Source organism: Protofrankia sp. CiP1_Cm_nod4 (genome assembly GCF_982290645.1).
Genome location: NZ_CEVIVC010000248.1, coordinates 1043 through 4035, shown reverse-complemented (window position 1 = coordinate 4035; position 2993 = coordinate 1043). Strand labels below are relative to the sequence as shown.

Annotated in this window: 4 protein-coding genes; all 4 read right to left on the bottom strand. The window is 71.4% G+C overall.

What is annotated here, in order from left to right; all coding sequences use genetic code 11:
* Positions 1-149: 149 nt before the first annotated feature.
* Positions 150-962, bottom strand: a complete 813-nt coding sequence (locus AC5LSR_RS23670; RefSeq protein WP_250287431.1) for an ExeA family protein — start codon at positions 960-962, stop codon at positions 150-152.
* A complete protein-coding gene (locus AC5LSR_RS23665; RefSeq protein WP_250289543.1) occupies positions 962-1234 on the bottom strand; it encodes a hypothetical protein in 273 nt (90 codons plus the stop codon). Before AC5LSR_RS23665 ends, AC5LSR_RS23670 begins: the two co-directional genes overlap by 1 nt.
* Entirely contained in the window at positions 1231-2691 is a 1461-nt protein-coding gene (locus AC5LSR_RS23660) for a DDE-type integrase/transposase/recombinase (RefSeq protein ID WP_250289545.1), read from the bottom strand. Before AC5LSR_RS23660 ends, AC5LSR_RS23665 begins: the two co-directional genes overlap by 4 nt.
* A 64-nt stretch (positions 2692-2755) precedes the next feature.
* A partial coding sequence (locus tag AC5LSR_RS23655; RefSeq protein ID WP_493469057.1) for a hypothetical protein occupies positions 2756-2993 on the bottom strand: 238 nt, incomplete at its 5' end.

Sequence of the window (2993 nt, the reverse complement as noted above, 5' to 3'; positions counted from 1 at the left end):
GGCCGACGCTCAGGATGCCGACGACGGCGACGGATCGTTTGCCGATGGCCGGATGATCGAACGCCCCGTCCCGGGGGTCTGGGGCGGGGCGTTCGTGGGGGTGCTGTCGCTGTGGTCGGTGTGCTGTCGCTGTGGTCGGCGGGGTGTTGTTAGTCGTCGGTGATTTCGGCGAGGGCGGCGCGGGCGGATTTCTCGTCGACGATCGCGTGTCCGGCGGCGTAGGCGGCGACGAGGGCTTGGACCGCGAGGTTGTTTACCGCTCGGGGGTAGCCCCGGGCGGTCGTGTGGATCAGGGTCATCGCGTCGTTGGAGAACAGGGTGTCGGACCGGCCGGCGAGGCTGATGTGGTGGCGGATGTAGCTGGCGGTCTCCTCGGGGGTCATCGGGGGCATGGTGTAGCGGATCGTGATGCGCTGCTCGAGGGCGGCGAGGACCGCCAGGCGCATGGTGCGGCGCAGGGTGGGCTGGCCGACGAGCAGGGTCGCGAGCGGGGAGTCGGAGTCGATGGCGTGGTTCGTGAGCATGCGGACGGTCTCGAGCTGGTCGTAGCCGAGTAGGTGGGCCTCGTCCAGGACGAGGACGGGTGTGCGGCCGCGTTCGTCGCGGGCGGAGGCGAGTGCTGCGGCTGACTGGGCGATCAGCCGGGAGGACAGGTTCGTGGGTGGGGCGCCGAACGCGGTCACGATGGCCTCGTGAATGCCCCGGACTCCTATCTGCGGGTTGCCAAGATAGATCACGGTGTGGCGGGACGGGTCGAGGTCGGCGAGCGCGGTGCGGACCGCGACGGTCTTGCCGGCGCCGACCTCGCCGGTGACGATCCCGATGCCGCGCTCCGCGATGCACCAGGACAACCGGGCGACGGCCTGGTTGTGGGCGTCGTGGCGGTGCAGCATGCCGGGGGCGAGGTCGCGGCTGAACGGGGTGCGGGTGAAACCGTAGTGCGCACGCAGCTTTTCGAGCATCAGAACGGTTCCTTGAGGGGGAGGGTGAACGCGGCCGGGTCCGGGGTGCTGTCACGGTCACGGCAATGGGTGGTGATCACTGTGGTGGCGAGGTCCTGGACGGTGACGGCGACGTGCAGGACGGTCTCGGCGATCAGGAGGTGGTCGTCGGTGAGGGCGGGGTTGACCAGGTCGCAGGCGGCGTGCGCGATGTCGGAGGCGGCGCGGGAGAGTGCGAAGGCCTCGGCGAGCAGGTCGGGGCCGATGCCGCCGGTGGCGTCGATGGCGCTCATGCGGCGCCCTTGCGCTGCGGGCCGGCTGGGTCGTCGGGGCCGGTCTGGCCCGGGGTGTCGGCGAGCGCCGCATAGTTGATCTTTTGGGTGAGGGTGGTGGTGTGGCGTTCCTGCACGAGGGCGAGATAGTCGATCTGTGTGGGACGGGCCGGTTCGGTCGGGGTTTCCGGGCGGGCCTTGGGATGGCTGTGCCGGGTGATCTCGAACGGGGTCGCGGTGCCGATGTCGGTGTTGCCGAGGCGCAGCGCGATGGTGGTCAGGTCGAACGGGTCGAAGACGCACTCGACGCGCTGGCCGGCAAGCCCGGCGGGGACCTGGTAGCGGTTGGCGTGCAGGGAGATCAGGCCGGTGCGGGACACGGTGCGGTGGGTGGACCAGCGGAACGCCTCGGTGAGCTCGTCAGGGGTGGCGTGGCGGAACGGGCCGCCGGTCTGCCAGCGGTGCAGCGGCGCGGCGCCGGTCTCGGTGTGGACCTGGCGGTGGTACTGCGCTTCGACCCAGGCCTGGAACTTGCCGTTGAGGTCGTCCAGGCTGGTCACGGGGCTGGCGGTCCCGGTGGGGGTGGCCTCGTCGGCGATCTCGACGAGGAACTGGCCCCGCACCGTTGCGAAGAAACGTTCGATCTTGCCGCGTCCTTCGGGCCGGTGCGGGGTGGAGTGCGCCAGCCGGATCCCGAGCTTCGCGCAGGCGCGCAGCAGCCAGGCGTCGGAGAACGCCGAGCCGTTGTCGACGTAGATCTTGGAGGGGATGCCGCGGGCGGCGAGCGCGGGGCGTAGCGCCGCGGCGAGCCGGACGGTGTCCTCCGCGTAGCCGAACCGGTAGCCGACGACCGCGCGGGAGTAGTCGTCGAGGAACGCGAACAGGTAGGTCTTCCGCCCGGCGATCTTGACTGCGTGCAGGGCGTCTCCCGTCCACAGATCATTAGGTGCTGCTGCCTGGAACGGGGAGAACACCTCCCGGCCGGTGGCCGCCGCGGCGAGCTGGCGGGTCCCGATGCCGGTGCGGGTGAAGAAACGCTGCAGCGTGCGCTCGGTCGGGGACCAGCCATGGGTGGCCACCAGGATCCGGCGGACCTGCGCGGCGGTGCGCTCGGGCCGCTCGCGTTTGAGCGCGCTCGCCAGCGCGAGGACGTCGGCCGGTGTGCGCGGCCCGGCCTGGCGCGGCGAGGGCACCAGAGCGTCGAACCCGCCCGACTTCCAGCTCCTGACCCATCTGTCCAGCGTCCAGCGGGTCACCCGCACCGGCCGGCCGTCCGGGTCGACGTGCTCCCGGGCGGCGAGCGCGCGGACCAGCACCCCGCGCTGCCTGGTCGTCAACGCCTCGTCGGCAAGATCGCGTATGAGCATGTAGCGGAACAGGCCGATCTCCCGGGCCCGTGCACGCCGGGCCGCCTCGTCGTCGTCATCCAGGGACACCGCCACCACCTCCTCGCAGGACCCCGCGACCGAAGTGATCACGGTTGTCCTCAGACTGGCGGCACCGCGGCCCGCCGCCCAGGGGCGCACCCATGTTGATCGACGATCACGAAACGGTCGTGATCATCCAGGTGGGAGACGGAGAGAGCAGCTGGCCGTTTGTGGCCCCGACCGCGATCGCCCACGGCGACACCGTGCCGAGCAGCGGCCACCGCGCCCCAACCGCCACCGTCGCCCCGGCGATCGCCGCGAGCGCATCGGCGAGCGGTGACCCCGCCGGCGCTGGTGCCACCGCGTCGACGCCGACCTCGACGAGCAGGCCCGTGAACACCCGGCGCACGTCA